A 3,354-nucleotide genomic window follows, 5' to 3' on the forward strand; every position below is an offset into this window, starting at 1 on the left:
CCCATCATCATCGCCACGAGCCCAACGATCGTTCGATCTGAAACTTGGTTTGCGACACAACCCCCGAACGTGATCGCCCGTCAGATGCCGGAACAGATGATCACGGCCCCACCATTCCAAAGGTGGCATGAAGTAGGCGGTCAGTTCCTGCGCGCTGGCACGTCACGCTCCCGATTGAGTTCTGCGTCGACCGTCGCCTGCACGACGGCTATGTCCGTTTCGGCTGCGGGTGCGATACGCGCGATCTCGGCCGAAACCTTCGCCCAATGGACAAACTCACCGGCATCGCCGCGAGCGTGGGACCGCGCGGCGCGGCGTTGTGCTTCATAATACGCCGTTCGTTGATAGCGTCTGACGAGTGCCCGCGCATCCTGCTGCTACCGGCAGCGGCGCGACCTGGCTCTCAGCCTGTTGCGAGATGCTCCGGGCCTTGAATGCGCCGGTGTCACGATCACAAGCTCTGCCGATTTCTGCAAATACCTGATCGAGGCCTTTGGTGTCGTCACAGTGCCTGGGGCAGGCTTCTTCTGCGATCCCTATTTCCGCATTTCGTTCGCCACATCGGAAGACGTCATCAAGGAAGGCTGCGCGCGCATCCTCACCGCCGCGCGCTCGCTGACATAAGGAGCCGGAGGCGGCGGCATCGTGGCGGAACTTGCCAAGGCCATAATCGCCATCTTGCCCAGGTACTTTGGTGCCGGTCCTCAGAAGTACCGCATCCTTCACTCCGAGCACCAGTCTGTCCCAATCTATTCGAGCCAACTGGATTCGAACCAGCGCGTTTTGCTATGGGGCATGCCAACGTCTACGCTCGTTTTGGCCTGATGGCCGGTGGAGCCCGGCCTTCGTGGTCGCATTCGGCCGTTTGCCATCATGTGCACGTCGATTGCCGCATTCCACAATCGACGTCGGCGCGCAAAATAGGGCATAGCCGCTAAACCTCTCGCCATGCTTGTGATTGAGGAAAACCGCATCCCCGCCTCGATCATCGAGGCGGGGCTGCGCGAAGCCGGCCATGACGAGGTAAGCCTCGTCCACAACGTTTCCGGCATCGCCCGGCGCATCGCCGAGATCAACCCCGAAGTCATCGTCATCGACCTCGAAAACTTCAATCGCGACATGCTGGAAAACATGTTCCAGCTGTCGCGCGCGGTGAAGCGGCCGATCGCCATGTTCGTCGACCGCTCCGACAGCGCCTCTATCGAGGCCGCAGTCGATGCCGGCGTCTCGGCCTATGTCGTAGATGGCCTCAAGCGCGAACGCGTCAAGCCGATCCTCGATATGGCCGTCAGCCGCTTCAATGCCTTTTCCAGGCTGTCGCGGGAGCTCGAACAAGCGCGCGGCGAGCTGGAGGACCGCAAGGACCGGGCCAAGGGCATCTTGATGAAGTCGCGCGGACTGTCCGAGGCGGACGCCTATGCGCTTCTGCGCAAGGCGGCGATGAACCAGAACCGCAAGATATCCGAGATCGCGCAAAGCCTTGTCACGGCGGCCGGGTTGTTGGGAGACGACGCATGACTGACGCCCGCTACCCGGTCGCCGCCGGCTTCCTGACGCTTCTCGACAGCGCGCTTCTGGTCTCGACCAAGGAAAAGGGTTCGCCACGGCCGAGGGCATCGACCTCACGCTGATGCGCGAGACGTCATGGACGAATATTCGCGAACGCCTGGCCATGGCCACTCCCCGCACTTCTGAAAGAAATGAAGGGCCTCTCGAATGCCTGAAAGTGCAAGGCATAGAATCGATCGAACGAACGCTGGATGTCGTCACTTTTCAACATAACTCCCGAAGTTATTCAGGATCGCCTGCCAGCCGTCGCGCTGCATCTCGATGGAGTTCTGCGACTCGGCATCGAACATGGTCGTCACCTTCGTACCATTCTCTGTGGCTTCGAAGGTCGTACGCGCCTTGCGCCCGTCGCCCATGGCTAATGTGATGGCCTTATGCGGCTCGACCTCTTCGTACACCGCCTCGAAATCGAAGCCGAAACTGCCGTCCTTGGCTTCCATGCGCGCCTTGTAGCCGCCGCCCACTTTTAGGTCGGCTTCGGCGCTAGGGCAGCACCAGTCGTCGGAAGCGAAGTTCCACCGCGTGATATCAGCGGGCGTCGTGTAGGCCTCCCAGACGCGTTCAATCGGCGCCGCGATCGTGGTAGCGATGGTGATCTGCTGGTTGGTCATTTTTCGTTTCCTTGTTGTCGCAGTTGGATGAGATTTCGCCGGCGGTTCATTGCGTGATTTCGGGCTCGACGAGTTTAGCAAGCTTGCGCAGCGACTCTTGCCAGCCGAGATAGCATGCCTCGACGGGGATCAGATCGGGCACGTTCTCCTGAACCACCGTCATCTCCGTTCCGACCGAGACTGCCATCAGCGTGACCGTCACTTTCATCTCGCCGGGAAGGTTCGGATCATCGAACGCATCGCTATAGACGAGCATCTCGCCGGGAACGAGTTTCAGATAGGTACCACCGAAAGAATGGCTTTGCCCGGTCGTGAAGTTTCGGAAGGACATTCTGTGCTTGCCGCCTTCCTTCGCCTCAAGCTCATGGACCGAACAGGTAAAGCCGACGGGCGGGAGCCAACTCGCAACCGCGTCAGGTTCCAGAAATGCGCGRTAGATCTTCTCGGGTTTCGTGGCGAAGATCCGGTGCAGTTTAACAGTGTTGGGCATGATCACCTCCATTCATTCAACTCCTCTAGGACGAACAAGTAATGCGTCTCCCGACAACCAACCTCTTTTTTTCCAGGGTCTTGGCTTGCTGATCGCTTTGGCCTTCGGCTTCGTGGGCGAACTTGAGGATTTCATAAGCAAAATCGTCCAGGGACCGCTTCGGGTCGGGAAGCAGAAGTTGCCACGCGGAGGCTCAACAACGAAGACATGGGGAAAACGGATGTTAGTCTGGCGGGAAGAATCCAAAGCGGATCGCTGTTATGATCATGGCCCGGCTGTCGGTTCTTGCGCCTATTGATCGTCCTGTGGTGAAAGCAAATTCTTGAAGTGATGATGGCAAAGATAGAAGGTGGCTCAGATGCCGGCAGAGACGAAGGTGAAAGGCCCTGCTTCGTACTTTCCTTCCATTGAGAAGACATACGGCAAGCCGACAAGTCATTGGCTTAGGTGCTGGATGGAATGAGGGGAAAGAAACACATGGAGATGGTTTCCACGCTCARRTCAGAGCACAAGATRGGTCATGGGCACCCCCGTTGCTCATCATCGGTCTCAGAGTGCGGCCTAACCACCCCGGATAGTGGATTGACGCCAGAGGCAGAATGACCGGCATTCAAGCTTCGTCGCCAGTTTTGGGATGAGACATCAAACGGGAGCGTCGCCTATTATATGGCGACGATCGCGAAC

General features: G+C 58.5%; 4 protein-coding genes and 1 pseudogene. 3 read left to right on the top strand and 2 right to left on the bottom strand.

What is annotated here, in order from left to right:
• Positions 1 to 411 precede the first annotated feature (411 nt).
• On the top strand, positions 412 to 624 hold the full coding sequence (locus tag AC1DUU_RS26995) for an aminotransferase class I/II-fold pyridoxal phosphate-dependent enzyme (protein ID WP_476786428.1): 213 nt from the start codon (positions 412 to 414) through the stop codon (positions 622 to 624).
• Between the two features lie 324 nt (positions 625 to 948).
• On the top strand, positions 949 to 1,518 hold the full coding sequence (locus AC1DUU_RS27000; protein ID WP_476786429.1) for an ANTAR domain-containing response regulator: 570 nt from the start codon (positions 949 to 951) through the stop codon (positions 1,516 to 1,518).
• A gap of 248 nt (positions 1,519 to 1,766) precedes the next feature.
• Here AC1DUU_RS27000 and AC1DUU_RS27005 read toward each other — a convergent pair whose 3' ends face one another.
• Positions 1,767 to 2,180: an SRPBCC family protein gene (locus tag AC1DUU_RS27005; RefSeq protein ID WP_476786430.1), complete on the bottom strand. Its 414-nt coding sequence runs from the start codon at positions 2,178 to 2,180 to the stop codon at positions 1,767 to 1,769.
• Between the two features lie 46 nt (positions 2,181 to 2,226).
• Positions 2,227 to 2,670, bottom strand: coding sequence for an SRPBCC family protein (locus AC1DUU_RS27010; protein WP_476786431.1), 444 nt, complete (start codon positions 2,668 to 2,670; stop codon positions 2,227 to 2,229).
• 358 nt (positions 2,671 to 3,028) lie between these two features.
• On the opposite strand from AC1DUU_RS27010, the pseudogene AC1DUU_RS27015 reads away from it, so the two are divergent.
• Positions 3,029 to 3,273: pseudogene (locus tag AC1DUU_RS27015) on the top strand (DUF4287 domain-containing protein).
• Positions 3,274 to 3,354 lie beyond the last annotated feature (81 nt).

It is taken from the genome of Aminobacter sp. P4_H6_2, from assembly GCF_056400805.1.